The organism is Cohaesibacter gelatinilyticus (assembly GCF_900215605.1).
Classification (GTDB): Bacteria; Pseudomonadota; Alphaproteobacteria; order Rhizobiales; family Cohaesibacteraceae; genus Cohaesibacter; species Cohaesibacter gelatinilyticus.
The window spans coordinates 231,802-247,545 of the sequence record NZ_OBEL01000002.1 but is presented as its reverse complement, the minus strand read 5'-3'; the positions used below and the strand labels follow the sequence as shown (position 1 = coordinate 247,545).

The 15,744-nt window shown below is 51.5% G+C and carries 17 protein-coding genes; 12 read left to right on the top strand and 5 right to left on the bottom strand.

Annotation, left to right across the window (positions count from 1 at the left end):
- Positions 1–2: 2 nt before the first annotated feature.
- Positions 3–659, bottom strand: coding sequence for a hypothetical protein (locus tag CRO57_RS11195; protein WP_097153535.1), 657 nt, complete (start codon positions 657–659; stop codon positions 3–5).
- Positions 656–1,252 (bottom strand): TetR/AcrR family transcriptional regulator, encoded by a 597-nt coding sequence (locus CRO57_RS11190; protein ID WP_170956057.1) that lies wholly within the window; start codon positions 1,250–1,252, stop codon positions 656–658. The genes CRO57_RS11195 and CRO57_RS11190 overlap by 4 nt, the downstream gene beginning before the upstream one ends.
- 76 nt (positions 1,253–1,328) lie before the next feature.
- On the opposite strand from CRO57_RS11190, the gene CRO57_RS11185 reads away from it, so the two are divergent.
- The 12 genes from CRO57_RS11185 to CRO57_RS11130 all read left to right on the top strand — a co-directional run bounded on the left by CRO57_RS11185 (position 1,329) and on the right by CRO57_RS11130 (position 12,822).
- Positions 1,329–1,724 carry a RidA family protein gene (locus CRO57_RS11185; RefSeq protein WP_097153533.1) on the top strand — a complete coding sequence of 132 codons (396 nt, stop codon included), beginning with the start codon at positions 1,329–1,331 and terminating at the stop codon, positions 1,722–1,724.
- Between the two features lie 36 nt (positions 1,725–1,760).
- The gene (locus CRO57_RS11180; protein ID WP_097153532.1) at positions 1,761–2,351 is read left to right on the top strand and encodes an NAD(P)H-dependent oxidoreductase; all 591 of its coding nucleotides are present in this window, start codon (positions 1,761–1,763) and stop codon (positions 2,349–2,351) included.
- 95 nt (positions 2,352–2,446) lie between these two features.
- Positions 2,447–3,628: a MerR family transcriptional regulator gene (locus tag CRO57_RS11175; RefSeq protein WP_170956056.1), complete on the top strand. Its 1,182-nt coding sequence runs from the start codon at positions 2,447–2,449 to the stop codon at positions 3,626–3,628.
- The gene (locus CRO57_RS11170; protein WP_097153530.1) at positions 3,625–4,137 is read left to right on the top strand and encodes a GNAT family N-acetyltransferase; all 513 of its coding nucleotides are present in this window, start codon (positions 3,625–3,627) and stop codon (positions 4,135–4,137) included. Before CRO57_RS11175 ends, CRO57_RS11170 begins: the two co-directional genes overlap by 4 nt.
- Positions 4,138–4,549: 412 nt before the next feature.
- Entirely contained in the window at positions 4,550–5,845 is a 1,296-nt protein-coding gene (locus CRO57_RS11165) for an ABC transporter substrate-binding protein (RefSeq protein WP_097153529.1), read from the top strand.
- Positions 5,846–5,953: 108 nt separating this feature from the next.
- Entirely contained in the window at positions 5,954–6,895 is a 942-nt protein-coding gene (locus tag CRO57_RS11160) for a carbohydrate ABC transporter permease (RefSeq protein WP_097153528.1), read from the top strand.
- Between the two features lie 11 nt (positions 6,896–6,906).
- The gene (locus CRO57_RS11155; RefSeq protein WP_097153527.1) at positions 6,907–7,743 is read left to right on the top strand and encodes a carbohydrate ABC transporter permease; all 837 of its coding nucleotides are present in this window, start codon (positions 6,907–6,909) and stop codon (positions 7,741–7,743) included.
- Positions 7,740–8,507 carry an SDR family oxidoreductase gene (locus CRO57_RS11150; RefSeq protein WP_097153526.1) on the top strand — a complete coding sequence of 256 codons (768 nt, stop codon included), beginning with the start codon at positions 7,740–7,742 and terminating at the stop codon, positions 8,505–8,507. Before CRO57_RS11155 ends, CRO57_RS11150 begins: the two co-directional genes overlap by 4 nt.
- Positions 8,508–8,509: 2 nt before the next feature.
- Positions 8,510–9,406 (top strand): helix-turn-helix domain-containing protein, encoded by an 897-nt coding sequence (locus CRO57_RS11145; protein ID WP_097153525.1) that lies wholly within the window; start codon positions 8,510–8,512, stop codon positions 9,404–9,406.
- Positions 9,403–10,836, top strand: a complete 1,434-nt coding sequence (locus tag CRO57_RS11140; protein ID WP_097153524.1) for a mannitol dehydrogenase family protein — start codon at positions 9,403–9,405, stop codon at positions 10,834–10,836. Before CRO57_RS11145 ends, CRO57_RS11140 begins: the two co-directional genes overlap by 4 nt.
- Positions 10,824–11,858 (top strand): ABC transporter ATP-binding protein, encoded by a 1,035-nt coding sequence (locus tag CRO57_RS11135; protein ID WP_097153523.1) that lies wholly within the window; start codon positions 10,824–10,826, stop codon positions 11,856–11,858. The genes CRO57_RS11140 and CRO57_RS11135 overlap by 13 nt, the downstream gene beginning before the upstream one ends.
- Positions 11,859–11,868: 10 nt before the next feature.
- Positions 11,869–12,822 carry a carbohydrate kinase family protein gene (locus tag CRO57_RS11130; protein WP_097153522.1) on the top strand — a complete coding sequence of 318 codons (954 nt, stop codon included), beginning with the start codon at positions 11,869–11,871 and terminating at the stop codon, positions 12,820–12,822.
- Here the strand turns inward: CRO57_RS11130 and phnE are convergent.
- The 3 genes from phnE to phnC all read right to left on the bottom strand — a co-directional run bounded on the left by phnE (position 12,819) and on the right by phnC (position 15,729).
- A complete protein-coding gene (gene phnE / locus CRO57_RS11125; RefSeq protein ID WP_244580076.1) occupies positions 12,819–13,652 on the bottom strand; it encodes a phosphonate ABC transporter, permease protein PhnE in 834 nt (277 codons plus the stop codon). The two genes, CRO57_RS11130 and phnE, sit on opposite strands and share 4 nt — an antisense overlap.
- A gap of 169 nt (positions 13,653–13,821) precedes the next feature.
- Positions 13,822–14,820, bottom strand: a complete 999-nt coding sequence (gene phnD / locus CRO57_RS11120; protein WP_097153521.1) for a phosphonate ABC transporter substrate-binding protein — start codon at positions 14,818–14,820, stop codon at positions 13,822–13,824.
- A 51-nt stretch (positions 14,821–14,871) separates the two neighbouring features.
- A complete protein-coding gene (gene phnC, locus CRO57_RS11115; RefSeq protein WP_097153520.1) occupies positions 14,872–15,729 on the bottom strand; it encodes a phosphonate ABC transporter ATP-binding protein in 858 nt (285 codons plus the stop codon).
- Positions 15,730–15,744 lie beyond the last annotated feature (15 nt).

Sequence of the window (15,744 nt, the reverse complement as noted above, 5' to 3'; positions counted from 1 at the left end):
TTTCACAAATTCTTGTCCAGCAGATCCAGAAGCTGGGAGCCAAGGTCCTGTGCCTTGACAGGAGAACCATGGCAGGGGAGCAACAGGGTTGGGGCGGCGATGGAGAGTTGCCGCTTCACCCAGCTTTTGAAGGTTGCGGCATCTTTTACACCATAGCGGGGAAAGGTGCCCAGCGTCGAAGCCGTATCACCATATTGGCCAGGTGCCAGCAAAGGGGCGCTGAATGCATCCGTGACGACCCAGGCACGTTCCTGATTGCTTTCAATCTCCACCCATATTTCTCCGGTCTTCAGGCCTTCTGGTTCAAGTATCTTGTGCCCTTCAACCAAATTGTCTCTGAGAATCTCCATCGGCTCAAATTGCAGCCCGGTGATCTTGTTCAGGCGAGGTCTGGCTTGTTCGGGGCAATAAAGGGATGCCTTTGGAAAGACATCTTTGTGCCCTTTCAGACCCTTGTTGTGATAATGATTTGGGGCCAAAAGGGCAGAGACACCGCCCAGTTCGTTCAATTGTTCCTTTCCGGACTTTTCCAATCCGGCAACTGGGCTGTAAAGGCACATGCTCCCATCCTTCAAATGCAAGGCAGTGCAGCTGAGTTTCCCCGATCTTGCGCTATGGACCTCATCCAGTTCGGTAATTTGGAAAAATGTCTTGCTCATGGCTCTGTCCTCAAGTCCGAAAGCATGCTGCATATGACAGTGACAAGGGCCCGGCCTGCGGTTTGATCCCGCTGTGCCCGGTTGCGAGCATGGATGCCCATGACTGCAGACACCAACGCTGGTGCCAGATCTGCGGGTATGAAGTTTGCTGTTTTGTTCCGTCTTGCATATTCATTATCCAATGCTTGTCGAAAATGTGCTTCCAATGTGTCCCAATAGGCATTTACGGCTTCTTCCAGACGGGAACTTTTGATGCGGGCATTTTCGATGCCGGTATTGACGATGAGACAACCATGCGCGCTGGAGGTCATGGATCCTGGTGTGACCAAACCTTCCATGAAGTCAATGATATCTTTGATATCGCCGTCTTTCATGGGGAACATCTTTGCCTTGATGGCCGCATCACCATAATAATGCAAAGCTTCCAGATAGAGGCCTTCCTTGCCGCCAAATTCGGATCGAATGGCGAATTGGTTGATACCCGTCAGTTGTTCCAGCTCCCGGACGCCCAGTGCCTGAAAGCCATGCTCCCAAAATGCATGACAGGCTTTTTCGATGGCGTCTTTGCGCTCATATGATTTTGGTCTTGGCATGGCATGATCCATCTGGTTGACTTTTTCTATACAGTCGCATAGATATTATTTCAATGCAAGTGTATAGAAAAAGGATATGAAGATGCGAGATGTGATCTCATTGGGAGAAGAGCAGGTAAATTACGAGGCTTATGGATATTCACCAGCGGTTCGAAGCGGGGGATTCTTGTTCGTATCCGGGCAGGTCGGGGCCAATGGAGAAGGTGCTGCGATAAGTGATCCTGTCTCACAATTCAGACAGGCTTTTGCCAATCTGGGTGGTGTTTTGGAGGCGGCGGGATGTGATTTTGATGATATTGTCGATATCACAAGCTTTCATGTCGATATGTACACTCACTTTGATGTCTTTGCAGCGGTGAAACAGGAGATTTTCCCATCCAGACCGTTTCCGAACTGGACGGCAATCGGGGTTGTCAATCTGGCCGATCCAGATCTGTTGTTGGAAATCAAAGCCATTGCCAAGCTGCCCTGAGCTGTTGATATGATATTGCTCAAAGGAGATGTTTGAATGCATGTTTTGACTGTTCTTGATCACCCCAATCCAAGTTCCTTTTGTGCATCTGTTGCGAGGGAGTTCATGGAAGGGGCAAAGGCTGCCGGGCATACAACTGAACTGGCAGACTTACATGCTGAGGGGTTCGACCCGCGCTGGAATGCTGCAGATATTATCGCGAATGAGGGAGGGGAGATGCCGGTTGATGTCTTGACTGAGCAGGCCCGTATCGCCCGTGCAGATGCCATTTGTCTGATCTTTCCACTCTTTTGGTGGGGGATGCCCTCCATGATGAAAGGTTGGATGGATCGTGTCTGGTGTTGGGGCTGGGCCTATGATCAGCTTGATGATCCAGAACTCTCGATGCAGCGGCCCCGTTCGGGCGTGCTATTGGTTCCGGCAGGGGCACGCTCCGATGAGATTATTGATGACGGATATCTGGACGCCATGGAGACCTCCTGGATCAAGGGAACCTTTGGGTATTTTGGATTGTCACCTCGAAAACTAATACTGCTCTATGGCTCAACGGGGTCAGAAGAGAGGCGCAAAGCTCTATTGAAGCAGAGCTTTGATGCAGGATATACACTTGCGCCTGCCAATCCCTAACCTTCTTGACGGATGAAAAATTGCGTTGACCTGTCTATAGCTTCATAGTTTATCCCGAAATCTGTCAGTGGTTCACAGCACCTGAAAGGGAAGTGATGTACCGAATATCAGAGTTGGCAGAGCGGGTGGGTCTGTCTCGCTCGACCTTGCTTTATTATGAAAAACAGGGGCTTATTCAGGGACAAAGGCAGGAAAATGGTTATCGTATCTACAGCCAGACGGATCTGGAAAGGTTGCGCCTGCTGCAGCAATTGCATGCAGCAGGGCTAAGCCTGAAAGAGAGCCTTGCCTGCCTTGAAGCGCGTCTTGACCGACAGCTGCTTTTGGACCGGTTGCAGCGACTTGATGATGAGATTGCTCAAAAGCAGAAGGCACGGCAGTTGTTGACCGGTCTATTGGGGCAAGCGGACCTGCGTGGCTGGCATCAGATGATTGAAGATACGGCCCCGGAAGCCCATTTCGAATGGCTTTTGAAACAGGGCTTTACCGAGAAAGAGGCCTTGCGGCTGAAATGGTTGTCCAAAGATATGAATCAGCATGAACACTATATGGCCGATTTCAGTCGGTTGTTTGATGGGATCTCCCGGTTGGGGCCGGGCGGTAGTCATGAGGTCCGAAAAGCGCTTGCACATTTGCCCTTCAAGCCCGGTTCACTATTGGAGATTGGCTGCGGAAAAGGTATCTCCACTCTTGAACTGGCCTCTCATCTCGCTTGCCAGATCGTGGCGACAGACAATGACGATGCCTCGCTGGATGTGTTGCGTGAACGGGTGAAGCAACAGGGCCTTGCGGCGCAAGTCACTGTGCAGTCTGCCAGCATGACAGAGTTGCCATTCCCGGATGCCAGTTTCGATGTTATCTGGGCTGAAGGCTGCGCCTATATCATGGGTTTTGATCAGGCTCTTCGCCAATGGCGCAGGCTGCTTTTGGATGATGGTGTGATGGTCGTCAGCGATCTGGTTCGATTGATACCCGAAAGCGATATGAAATCGGTGGACTTCTGGAAAGCAGAATATCCGGATATGAGTTCGAAGGCGGAGCGTAGCAAGCAGATTGAGGAAGCGGGTTATGACCTGCTTGATAGCTTTGAATTTGGTGATGATGCCTGGTGGTCCTATTACACACCACTTGAAGAGCGGATCAAACAATTGGCGCCAGATATGTTTGGTTCGCAGGCATTGCGAGACATTGAAACCGAGATTGCTATTCGCCGCAATCACGGTAATGAGTATGGCTATGTGATGTTCATCCTCAAGAAAAAAGGTGAAGCCAAATGATCATTCGAGCCGAAATTGATGCTGACCATGAGGCGATCATGGCGCTGACCTATGCGGCTTTTTTAAACCATCCTCATCATGCACCCGGTGCCAAGCCGACCGAGCATCTGATCTATAAAGGACTGAAAGAGCGAGGGGATCTTACACTGTCTTTTGTCGCCACTATCAACGATGAAGTTGCTGGTCACATCGCCTTCTCGCCAGTCACCTTTGATGGCAAGGCATCTGATTGGTTGGGGCTGGGGCCGGTCTCTGTCAACCCGGACCTGCAAGGCAAAGGCGTTGGCTCGGCCCTGATTAAAGCCGGGCTGGAAGCGGCTTTAAAGCGCGGCACAAAAGGCGTCGTTCTGATTGGTGAGCCAGACTATTACACCCGCTTCGGTTTTTCCGCCGACCATGGCCTGACTTATCCCGGTATACCAGGCGAGTATCTTCTTGCCCTCTCGCTCACCCCAGATGAGTGCGAGCAACCGGCCGGAGAAGTAGGCTATTCCCCGGCCTTTGTGTGAGGGGATTGCAGATTTTCCTGATGTTCCATAGAGCCGATATCCGATCAGGGCCAAGCCAGAAATGGCTTGGCCTTTTTTGTTTGAAGGCTTTTCTCAAGTACGTTTGTTGAATAGATGGAGTAATCCCAAGGAAACTTGTCGGCGATTATTCTACTGGAAATATTGGGTCAGATTAAATTGATTTAATGGGCATGATTTCAAGTTGTGATTGATGTGAAATATTGGGGTCAATGTCCTTCTAAATTGTAGTAGATAATATTTTTCCTATACAAAATTGACGTAAAAATTATCCATGATCGTTTAAATACATCAAAAAAGTACATTTATCATATGAAAAAGTATTAGACTAGTTGGGCATTCAGGATCGAACATAAGTGGACGCACATGACGCGTTTATTCTTGGGAGGAAAGAATGACTTCATTACACAAAGTGGCGCTGGGGGCCGCATTCGCTGCATCTACAGCGCTCACATCTTTCGCCGCATCCGCTACCGAGCTGACAATTGCGATCGTGAATAACGGTCACATGATCAACATGCAGAAGGTTGCCGAAGCCTATACCAAAGAGACTGGTGTGAAGCTGAAGTGGGTCTCGCTTGAAGAAGGTGTTCTGCGTGAGCAGGTCACATCTGATACAGCGACTGGTGGTGGCGAATATGACATCATCAATATCGGCATGCAGGAAGCGCCAATCTGGGGCAAGGCAGGTTGGATTGAGCCTTTGAAGTTCAGCTCCAGCTACGACATTGATGATATGTTGCCTGCTATCCGGAACGGTTTGTCCCATGAGGGAACGCTCTATGCCGCCCCATTCTATGGCGAGTCATCCATGGTGATGTATCGCAAGGATCTAACGGATGCTGCTGGTGTTTCCATTGCCGACAATGACAGCTGGGAGAATATCAAGAAAGTTGCCATGGCTATCCATAATCCGGATAAGGGGATCTATGGTGCCTGTCTGCGCGGCAAGCCCGGTTGGGGCGATAACATGGCGTTCATCACGACCATGGTGAACTCTTTTGGTGGAGCCTGGTTCGATAAGGATTTCCGCCCGACCATCGATTCCGATGCATGGAAAAAAGCCATCAACTTCTATGTGGATCTGCTCGGTACTTATGGTCCTCCAGGGTCCGAGGGTAACTCCTTCAACGAAATCCTGGCGCTCTATAATGAGGGCAAGTGTGGCATGTGGATTGATGCGACTATCGCTGCTTCCTTCCTGAAGGTTGACGGTGTGGCTTATGCGCAATCACCGAATGCTGGCAACCCGGTTGGTGCAAACTGGCTTTGGGCTTGGGCGATGGCGGTTCCTGCCGGATCTCCTAATGCCGAAGAATCCAAGAAGTTCATCGAGTGGGCAACGTCCAAGAACTATATCAAAGCGGTAGCCGCGCATCCTGAATTTGGTTGGGGCAAGGTTCCAACCGGGACCCGTGCATCGACCTATGCTTCTCCGGAATTCCAGAAAGTTGCAAAATTTGCATCGGCAGAAATGGCAGCAATCGAGTCTGCTGCACCTCAGGCAACGGATGTGAAGCCATATGTCGGAGTTCAGTTCGCAGCAATCCCTGAATTCCCACAAGTGGGTAGCGCAGTCGCTCAGGAAATGGCGGCAGCTCTCTCTGGCGCAAAGTCGGTGGACGAAGCCCTGAAGGCCTCGCAGGCTGCGGCTGATGCCATCATGAAAGAAGCGGGCTACTACGAATAAACCTCCCAAAGGTGGGGCTCGGCACTTGCCGAGCCTTGCTTGTGAGCTGTCTTGGCACTGGTTCGGGACTTGGCTTGTCGGTGGTTTGTGAAGCAGAGATTTAAGAAAATGTCGAAGAGAACGCTCCCTCGCTTACTTCAAACACCAGCGGTGATGTTATTGTTGATCTGGATGCTCGTCCCGCTTGGGATGACCCTCTTTTTCTCCTTTATCCGCTATGTGTTGAACAATCTGCGCAGACCCGAATGGACGGCGCCGGACATTGCCAACTGGCGCGGATTTGGCAATTACGAATATGTTCTTTTTTCAGCCAAGGACTTTTGGTTTGCCGTTCAAAACAGTTTGTTCATGGTGATCAGTATCATCCTGCTCACTGTTGTTCTGGGACTTGCCATTGCTGTGCTGATCAATCGGACCTTTCCGGGGCGGGGCATTGTTCGGGTGCTGCTGATATCACCATTTTTCGTCATGCCAGCGGTGAATGCAGTCCTCTGGATCAATATGATCCTTGATCCTGTTCTCGGGTTGAACGGCCAGGCAGTCGGAGGCATCAATGCCATTATTGCCGGTCTGAAAGATTTTCCGATACTTGGCGGCTTTTTCTCACTTTGGCCTGAAATCGAACCGATCTCATTCCGGGCCACCCAAACCTCCATCTATGCGGTTATCATCATGGTGACATGGCAATGGACACCGTTTGCAGTGCTTATTTTCATTACATCCCTGCAATCGGAAGATCAGCAGCAAAAGGAAGCTGCCATATTGGACGGTGCAAATGCCTGGTCACAATTTGTCAATCTGACCATTCCGCATCTGGCACGGCCGATTGCCATCGTGGTGATGATCCAGGCGATCTTTCATCTCTCGCTTTATGCCGAGATTGAGATTGTCAGCCGTGGCAATGGCAACAAGAACTTGCCTTATCTCATCGGAGAGTTTGCCTCCAATAATATCGGTGCCGCCAGTGCCACTGGCATCTTTGCGGTCATTCTTGCGAACATCGTGGCTATCTTCCTGCTGCGCATGGTCGGCAAAAGCTTAATGGATTGAGGAGGTCGGTCATGGCAATCGTTGCGCAAAAATCCAAATTTGGAGCGATCTTCTGGCCGGTGCTGGCCTGGGCGATCGCGATCATTTTCTTCTTTCCAATTTTCTGGATGGTCTTTACCAGCTTCAAGACGGATGCAGATGCAGTGAAGCCGGAATTCCTGTTCGTGTTCCAGCCAACGCTGGAGAATTATCTGAACATGACGGAGAATTACGATTATTGGCGCTTTGCGACCAATTCGGTCATCACGTCTATTTTTGCCACTATTTTTGCATTGGCGGTGGGTGTGCCTGCAGCTTATGCCATGGCGTTCAATCCAAGCCGCCATACCAAGGATATTCTTGTCTGGATGCTGTCTACCAAGATGCTGCCAGCAGCGGCTGTCCTGTATCCGATGACATTTCTGACGAAGAATTTCCTGGAGATTTACGATACGCATTTTCTGGTCATCGTGGTTCTCTGTCTGATCAATCTGCCGATCGTGATCTGGATGCTGTTCACCTACTTCAAGGAAATTCCGAAGGAAATTATCGAGGCGGGCAAGATGGATGGCCTCAGCACCTGGGGGGAAATCAAGGACATCCTCATTCCACTTGCATGGGGTGGTGTCGCATCAACTGCGCTTCTTTGCTTCATTTTCTGCTGGAACGAGGCCTATTGGACCGTTCGTCTGACAACGACCGAGGCCGCGACGCTATCCACGTTGATTGAGGGCAATCGCGCACCGGAAGGTTTGTTCTTTGGGCGTCTGTCTGCGGTTTCAACCGCAGCGGTTGGTCCGATTGTCGTGCTTGGATGGTTCTGCCAGAAACAGCTCGTCAAGGGCCTGACATTCGGAGCGGTGAAATGAGTTTAGATCCCGCACCAACGAGCCTTACCGGAAAAACCTGCATTGTGACCGGTGCAAATGGTGGCATCGGTACAGCGACGGCCGAGCATTTTGCAGCACTCGGTGCGAAGGTTTTGACCACTGATCTCGGCGAAACCTTCGCCGGCGATTGTGAGAGTGAGCATCAAGCGTTTGATCTTCTGAGCGATGACGGACTGGCGCAATGTCAGCAATGGATCAGTGATGCAAAACCTGATGTGTTCTTCAATAATGCAGCCCTGTTCGATATGGGCTCTGTTTTGGACGCTGATCTCAGTCAGTATGATCGCCTGTTCGGTCTCAATGTTCGCGCTGCTTATGCCTTGATGCAGTCTGCTGCTCAGTCGATGGTTGCGTGCGAACAAGCTGGATCCATCATTAATCTGGCAAGTCAGGCGGGTCATCGTGGTGAGGCTTTGGTGGCACATTATTGCGCAACCAAAGCTGCGATTATCAGCTATACGCAATCTGCTGCATTGGCACTGGCACCTTATAAAATTCGCGTCAATGCCATATCTCCCGGCGTCGTTGATACGCCGATGTGGAAAGAAGTAGACGCCCTGTTTGCCGAATTTGAAGGCAAGGAAATCGGGCAGAAAAAGCGCGAGGTCGGCGAAGCCGTGCCACTTGGCTATATGGGGCGACCGTTTGAAATTGCCCGTGTTGCTGTGTTTTTGGCTAGCGATCAGTCTCAATATGTCACCGCTCAAACCTTGAGTGTCGATGGCGGCAGTGTGTTGAGGTAGTCATGTCCATCATTCAGCCAGAATTTGAATATGTTGACCGGGCGACGGAAACCATCCGGTATTTGGAGCACGGATGGCCGACCGATTTGTGTCGCTGGCACAGTCATGCCGAATATGAATTGCATCTGATTGTCGAAACGCGGGGCAAAGCATTTGTCGGCGACTATATCGGAGAGTTCAAACCCGGTTCCCTCTTCATGACCGGTCCCAATCTTCCACATAACTGGATAACCGATGAAGTTGCCAACCCGGATCCGGTAGAAATCCGCGATATGCTGGTGCAGTTCAGTCAGGAAAGCATCGACCAGCTGGCTACGGCATTTCCTGAATTTCGCGAAATGGATGCGATGTTCGAACTGGCCAAATCGGGCATCGAGTTCACGGACTTCAATCCCACATTTGCCCGGGGGCATCTGGAGAGGATCCGCAATACGCGTGGAGCTGAACGCATCGTCGCCTTCTTGCGTTTTCTTGTGCGCGTGAATGAGCATGCAGAGAAAAAGCCACTTTCCGTGACAGGGATGATCCAGTCGGAAGGCAATTCGAAACAGGCAAGAATAGCGGATGTTGTTGATCACATCACAGAGCATTATGCGGAAGAGCTTTCTGTTGAGATAGCAGCGAATATGGCTGGTATGAGCCCGCCTGCATTTTCAAAGAATTTTCAACGCATCACGGGCAACAAGTTCGTTGAATTCGTCAATCGGGTCAGGATCAGCCAGGCATGTTCCATGCTCTATTCAACCGACGATCAGATCTCGACAATCTGTTTTGCGGTCGGCTTTCAAAATCTGGCAAATTTCAATCGTCATTTCCTGAAGATGAAAGGAATGACGCCGAAGGAATTTCGTGAGACAGCTATGCGTGAGTTGGCTCCCAAACAGGGGGAGCCTGAATGACCTTGAATGATATTCAAAAATACCATCTGGAGCTGTCTGCCACGAGTTATGATCGATCTGCATGCGAAATTGGCGTCGTTCATATTGGTTATGGTGCCTTTCATCGCACCCATCAGGCCATGTATATTGATGATTATATGCAGGTGAGCGGGGATCTGGGTTGGGGTATTGCGGCGGTCAATCTACGTGCTTCAGAAGCCCATGCTTTTCATTTGGTTCAAGATGCGCGGCAGGGATATCTGCTGAAGACAACGTCTCCCGATGGGGAGAGCAAATTGCGCCTTGTTCGCTCTCATATTCATTTCGAAGATTGGTCCAGTTCGCCGCAATCAGCAGAGGAACTCATCAGTCTGGAGAGTGTTCACTGTGTTACCATCACGGTGACGGAAAGCGGCTATTATCTGCGTGACGACTGGTCTCTCAATATCGATGATCCCGTTATTGCAGCAGAAATTTCTGGAGATCAATGCAAGTCTGTTTATGCCTATTTGAGGCGGGCTTTGAAGCACCGGATGCAGGCGCATGGATCTCCTGTCAATATTCTTTGCTGCGACAACATTCGCTCCAATGGCCACATGCTGGAGAAGAATTTCCTTACCTATCTGCAGCATGTAGGCGAAGAAGACATGCACATATGGGTGTCTGGGCATGTCAGCTTTCCGTGCTCCATGGTTGACCGTATCACACCGCGAACGAGCGAGGCATTGCAGAGCGAGGTTTCGGGTTTGTTTCCGAACCAGTCTCTCAGTCCGGTTCAAGGTGAGAGTTTTGCTCAATGGGTTTTGGAGGACAAGTTCAAAGCGCCCATGCCCGATCTTACGCGTTGCGGAGTTGAAGTGGTTTGTGATGTTGACCCTTATGAAGAGGCCAAGATCCGCATTCTCAATGGCGGGCATACGGCGCTTTGCTATCTGGGGGCTCTGGCAGGGTATAAGACATATGATGAGGCTTTCCGTGATCCAACCTTGCGCGAAATATTCGATGCCTTTGAGGAAGCGGAAGTCTCACCGGGGCTCGATATGGAGCTTCCTTTTGACAAGAAGGTCTATCTGGCACAAATCGCCGAGCGCTTTTCCAATGAGGCGATAGCAGACCAGCTGGAACGGATCTGCATGGATGGCTTTTCCAAAATGCCGGTCTTCATTCGCCCGACGCTGGAGTCCTGTCTGCGCCAGAATATCTTGCCCGAAAATACAATTCTCTGCATTGCCAGTTGGTATGTCTATGCGCGCAGATTTTTGATGGGGCAGATGCCTGTCCCATATCACGAACCCAATTGGGACAAGTTGAAACCGTTGCTCGCCAAAGGGCAAGAAGAAGCGTTTGCACGCACCAAACTGCTTTGGGCGCAATTGCCCGATGATCATCCGAAATTCGTGACCGAGCTTATTTCCGCAATTGAGAAGGTAGAAACTACATGGCCGACCTGACCATCAAACAAGTTACCAAGTCCTATGGCGCAACGCAGGTCATGCATGGTGTCGACCTCGATATCGAAGACGGCGAATTCGTGGTTTTCGTCGGCCCTTCCGGCTGCGGCAAGTCCACGCTTTTGCGGATGATTGCTGGACTGGAGGAAATTTCCAGCGGTGAGATTTCAATTGGAGACCGCGTCGTCAATGAGGTGGCGCCGTCAAAGCGTGGCGTTGCCATGGTCTTTCAGACCTATGCGCTTTATCCGCATATGAGTGTCTACAACAATATGGCTTTTGGGCTGAAGCAGATCAAAATGCCCAAGGATGAGATTGACAAGCGCGTTCGCGAAGCGGCGAAAATCCTTCATATTGAAGATTACCTGGATCGGACACCCAAAGCACTGTCTGGCGGGCAACGTCAGCGCGTTGCGATTGGGCGGGCAATTGTTCGAGAACCACAAGTATTCCTGTTTGATGAGCCGCTTTCCAATCTTGATGCTGCTCTGCGCGGCCAGACCCGATTGGAAATTGCCCGTCTGCATGAGCGACTTGGATCAACCATGGTCTATGTCACCCATGATCAGGTGGAAGCGATGACGTTGGCAGACAAGATCGTTGTCTTGCGGGATGGTCGGATCGAACAAGTCGGGGCTCCGGTGGAGCTATATGAGAATCCCGAAAATCTCTTTGTTGCGAGTTTCATTGGCAGTCCTGCCATGAACTTCTTTGAGAGTTCAGCCCTGAGCGATACCGCCGCTGCGGTTCTTGGCAAGGATGTCGATGATGGCTCAATCGTCGGCATTCGACCCGAACATCTGAAAGTCGCAAATGGTCAGGATGCGGTATTGAACGGCAAACTGGAGCTGATCGAACATTTGGGTGAGCATGTTCTTGTTCATCTGCTGGCTGAGGATGGAACCGAGTTCATCACCAAAATGGAGCAACCGCCGGAACAAGCACGTGGTGACATGATTGGCTTCACGGCGGATCCTGCAAAAGCTCACGCATTTGACAAAGCAACGGGTAAGCGCAAATAGGTTGAAGATCATGCTTTTGTGTTGCGGCGAGGCGCTTATCGATATGATATCAGCGCCAACTGAAAATGGTACCATCGGGTTTGTTCCTCATGCCGGTGGGGCCCTTTTCAATACTGCAATCGGATTGGGACGACTTGGAGTGAATGCCGGGTTTTTGTCTGGCGTTTCATCTGATCTGTTTGGTCAGCAAATACGCGCCGAATTGCAAAAGAGCAATGTCGATATATCGCTGCTTTGTCTCTCGGATCGTCCCACAACGCTAGCCTTCGTCCATCTGATTGACGGTCAGGCAAATTATTCTTTTTATGATGAAAATTCAGCTGGTAGATCGTTGGATCCGGGTGATTTTCCTCCTGTCCCGGACGCGGTCAGTGCACTCTATTTTGGTGGGATCAGTCTTGCGGGTGAACCTGGTGCCACCGCCTATGCCGCGCTTTGCGCGCAAGAGCATGACAAGCGTGTGGTGATGCTTGATCCCAATATCCGTGCAGATTTCATTCAGAATGAGCAGGCTTATCGTGCTCGTCTTGCTCGGATGATATCTCAGTCTGACATTGTCAAAGTTTCAGATGAAGATCTGGACTGGCTGATCAGTGGAGAAGATAGCTCCAACGAGAAAGCTCGATCTCTATTGAAGGACGGGCCGAAGATCGTGATTTTGACCTGTGGCAGTGCTGGTGCAACCGGCTTTCACAACAATGGCTATGAAGTGAGTGTTCCAGTGCCAAGGGTTGATGTGATCGACACCGTGGGTGCTGGTGATACATTCAATGCTGGATTTTTGGCCAAACTTTCCCAGCTGAAGTTACTCTCCAAAGACCAATTGCTGACGATATCAGAAGAGGATCTGGAGCAAGCTCTTTCCTATGGGGCACAAGTTGCTGCCATCACCGTGACACGGGCGGGAGCCAACCCGCCCTGGGCCAATGAAGTCAAGGCTTGCTCTTTGTCTGCTGAAAACTAAATCAGCATTTTGCGCAGGCGGCTGGAGATCATGTCGATGATGGTAACGGTGACCACCATGACGATGATGATGGCGCTGGCTTCTTCGAAACGGAAGCCTTTGAAAGCCTCATTGAAGGTGAAGCCGATGCCGCCGGCGCCGACGATGCCTAGCACGGTGGCAGAGCGCACATTTGTCTCGAAGCGATAGAGCGAGAAGCTGGACCAGAGCGGGATCACCTGCGGGATGACGCCATAGATGATTTCCTGGATGCGGGTGGCACCAGTGCTGTGGATGCCTTCTACCGGGCGAGGATCAATGGACTCGACCGCCTCGGAAAACAGTTTGGAAATGATACCAAGGTTATGGACGAAAATGGCCATCACGCCGGGCAGGGGACCGAGACCCACAACAGCAACGAACAACACAGCAAAGACCAGATCATTGATGGCGCGGCTGGCATCCATCAGGCGGCGGGTGGCAAAGACCAGCCAGGCAGGGGCGATGTTGCTGGATGCCAGAAGGGCCAGTGGTGCTCCAAAGATAATTGACAGGACCGTGCCCCAAAGAGCGATCTGCACCGTTTCGAGCATCTTGCGCAAATACAGCTCGATGGAGGAGAAATTGGGACGCAGGAACTGGCCGATCATGTCATAGAGGAAGTCATTGCCTGTGAAGAGCCGTGGCCAGTTATTGACCTCGGCCGGGTAATAGGAGACGGCCAGAAGCAACACAACGACACCGATGATCGACCAGAGTTGAAAGCGGGCTTTCCAGCGAGGCTGCATCTGGGCAAGGATTGCATCGCTTGGGGTGGCTGTCTGAAAGCCGTTTGCTGTATCGGTGGCCATTTGCCTGTCCCTTGAGGAATTAAGTCCGAGGTCATCATCCATCGGGCGATTGATGCCCGCCGGATGGAAAAGGACCCCGAAGTCCGGCTCAGTGGAGCCTCGGATAGATTGGGGTGAGATAGTGCGTTCAGGCGGACCTCAAACTGAGGCCCGCCCAAAATCGATAAGCTTAGTAGCCAGCTTTGCCGACAATCTTTGCTTGCTCGGCCAGGTCAGCCAGCAGAGCGTCAGCGGCTTTGATAGCGTCCGTATCCTTGGCGCGTTCCGCTTTCAGCTTGGCTTTGAAAGCCTCGATCTGGCGAACGTCAAGCAACTGAGCGTTGGAAGAGGCAAGGAATGGGCCCCAACCATCGGAAAGGCTAGCCAGTACTGCGCGCTCGGCTTTCACTTTCTCGGTATCACCGAAGCGGCCATATTGCATGAAGAAGTAATAGATCTTGGCTTTGACTTCATCAGACAGATCACCACGCCACACCATTGGGTCGGACGGGATCAGAGGAGAGCGCCAGATTTCCTTGATCTTGGCAGCAGCCTTCGGGTTGCTCTTGGCAAGGCGCGCATAGAGAGACTCGGTGTTGTTGGTTGCAACATCAACCTGGCCGGCAGCAACAGCCAGGGCGTTGCCTTCATGGTTGGACGCGGTCACCTTGGAGAAGCACTCTTCAGGTGTCTTGTTGTTCAGCGCCCAGACATAATAGCCAGGGATAGCAAAGCCGGAAGTGGAGTTTGGATCACCATTGCCGAAGCTCTTGCCGTTTTCGCATTTCAGAACATCGTCCAGCGAGTTCAGATCGCTGTCAGCCTGGGTGATGAGCAGGGAATAATAACCGCGCTCGCCATTGGAGCCGATGGTCTGGGCGAAGACTTCGCCACCGGCTTTATCGACAGCCTGGATGGCAGATTTGTTGCCGAACCATGCAACATCGACCTGCTTGGCACCCATGCCGGCAATCACGCCGGCATAATCGGACGCGAAGAAAGGCTTGACCTCGACACCCAAAGACTTGGACATGTCGGTGAGGAATGGCTTGAAGTTTTCTTCCAGAATGGTCGCGCTTTCGGTGGAGATGATACCGAAATTGATGACCTTTGGCATTGCAGCTTCGTCAGCGTGAGCTGCAGCACCAGACAGAGCAAACGCGCCTGCCATAACCAGTTTCTTGAACATTTGAGACTCCCAAATTCCAATTGGATTCGTGTTTTTGATGCAGGTTCTTTACTACTCGACCGCAAGAGCGGCTTTCTTCGGTTCGACAGGTTTCTTGCCGAACGAACTGAGGTCCCTTGGTTTCTTGTTTGAAGGGACGAAATCTGTGTCGGCATCATTGTCATAGAGAGCGGCAAGGTCACCCTTATCGATGCCATGGGTGGGGCCGTCATAGACCAGCTTGCCCTGACGCAATGCGATGATGCGCTTGCAATGGCGGAAGGCATGGTCGATCTGATGCAGGGACACGATGACCGTGGCCTTGTCTTCACGATTGATGATGGAGAGGGTTTCCATCACGGTGTCAGCTGATTTCGGATCGAGAGAAGCAATTGGCTCATCAGCCAGAATGAGGCGGGCCTGCTGTGTCAGGACGCGTGCTATGGCACCTCGTTGCTGCTGGCCGCCAGACAGACGTGATGCACGGCGATGGGCAAAGTCGACCATACCGACGCGCTCCAGAGCGCGCAGGGCGCCAATCTTTTCTGCCGTGCCGAACAGGCCAAGATTGCCACGCCATTTCGGGATATGGCCCAAACGGCCAACCAGCACATTGTTCAGAAGGCTCAAACGACCCACGAGATTGAATTGCTGAAAGATCACGCCGATCTCACGGCGCAGGGCACGGGCGGCTGGCAAACGGCGACCATTGCGCTGTACGTCCTGACCGAACAGGGCGATGGTGCTGTCCTCGCCCTTGTCGATGGTTTCCAACCCGGAAATCATGCGGATGAGCGTCGATTTCCCCGAGCCGGATGCACCGATCAGGGCAACCATTTCTCCCGCCTCAATTTTGAATGAGACATCTTCCAATACTGATTTTCCAGCTTCAAAAGACTTGGAAACGCTGCTCACATTGATTGCTGTCATAACTGCCTGACCTTT

What these genes read in the sequence shown, in the direction of transcription:
- CRO57_RS11195 (WP_097153535.1), bottom strand. Translation starts at nt 659, where the DNA reads ATGAGCAAGACATTTTTCCAAATTACCGAACTGGATGAGGTCCATAGC.
- CRO57_RS11145 (WP_097153525.1), top strand. Translation starts at nt 8,510, where the DNA reads ATGTCCATCATTCAGCCAGAATTTGAATATGTTGACCGGGCGACGGAA.
- CRO57_RS11170 (WP_097153530.1), top strand. Translation starts at nt 3,625, where the DNA reads ATGATCATTCGAGCCGAAATTGATGCTGACCATGAGGCGATCATGGCG.
- CRO57_RS11135 (WP_097153523.1), top strand. Translation starts at nt 10,824, where the DNA reads ATGGCCGACCTGACCATCAAACAAGTTACCAAGTCCTATGGCGCAACG.
- CRO57_RS11165 (WP_097153529.1), top strand. Translation starts at nt 4,550, where the DNA reads ATGACTTCATTACACAAAGTGGCGCTGGGGGCCGCATTCGCTGCATCT.
- CRO57_RS11140 (WP_097153524.1), top strand. Translation starts at nt 9,403, where the DNA reads ATGACCTTGAATGATATTCAAAAATACCATCTGGAGCTGTCTGCCACG.
- CRO57_RS11185 (WP_097153533.1), top strand. Translation starts at nt 1,329, where the DNA reads ATGAAGATGCGAGATGTGATCTCATTGGGAGAAGAGCAGGTAAATTAC.
- CRO57_RS11155 (WP_097153527.1), top strand. Translation starts at nt 6,907, where the DNA reads ATGGCAATCGTTGCGCAAAAATCCAAATTTGGAGCGATCTTCTGGCCG.
- CRO57_RS11180 (WP_097153532.1), top strand. Translation starts at nt 1,761, where the DNA reads ATGCATGTTTTGACTGTTCTTGATCACCCCAATCCAAGTTCCTTTTGT.
- CRO57_RS11160 (WP_097153528.1), top strand. Translation starts at nt 5,954, where the DNA reads ATGTCGAAGAGAACGCTCCCTCGCTTACTTCAAACACCAGCGGTGATG.
- phnD (WP_097153521.1), bottom strand. Translation starts at nt 14,820, where the DNA reads ATGTTCAAGAAACTGGTTATGGCAGGCGCGTTTGCTCTGTCTGGTGCT.
- CRO57_RS11130 (WP_097153522.1), top strand. Translation starts at nt 11,869, where the DNA reads ATGCTTTTGTGTTGCGGCGAGGCGCTTATCGATATGATATCAGCGCCA.
- phnC (WP_097153520.1), bottom strand. Translation starts at nt 15,729, where the DNA reads ATGACAGCAATCAATGTGAGCAGCGTTTCCAAGTCTTTTGAAGCTGGA.
- CRO57_RS11150 (WP_097153526.1), top strand. Translation starts at nt 7,740, where the DNA reads ATGAGTTTAGATCCCGCACCAACGAGCCTTACCGGAAAAACCTGCATT.
- CRO57_RS11190 (WP_170956057.1), bottom strand. Translation starts at nt 1,252, where the DNA reads ATGCCAAGACCAAAATCATATGAGCGCAAAGACGCCATCGAAAAAGCC.
- CRO57_RS11175 (WP_170956056.1), top strand. Translation starts at nt 2,447, where the DNA reads ATGTACCGAATATCAGAGTTGGCAGAGCGGGTGGGTCTGTCTCGCTCG.
- phnE (WP_244580076.1), bottom strand. Translation starts at nt 13,652, where the DNA reads ATGGCCACCGATACAGCAAACGGCTTTCAGACAGCCACCCCAAGCGAT.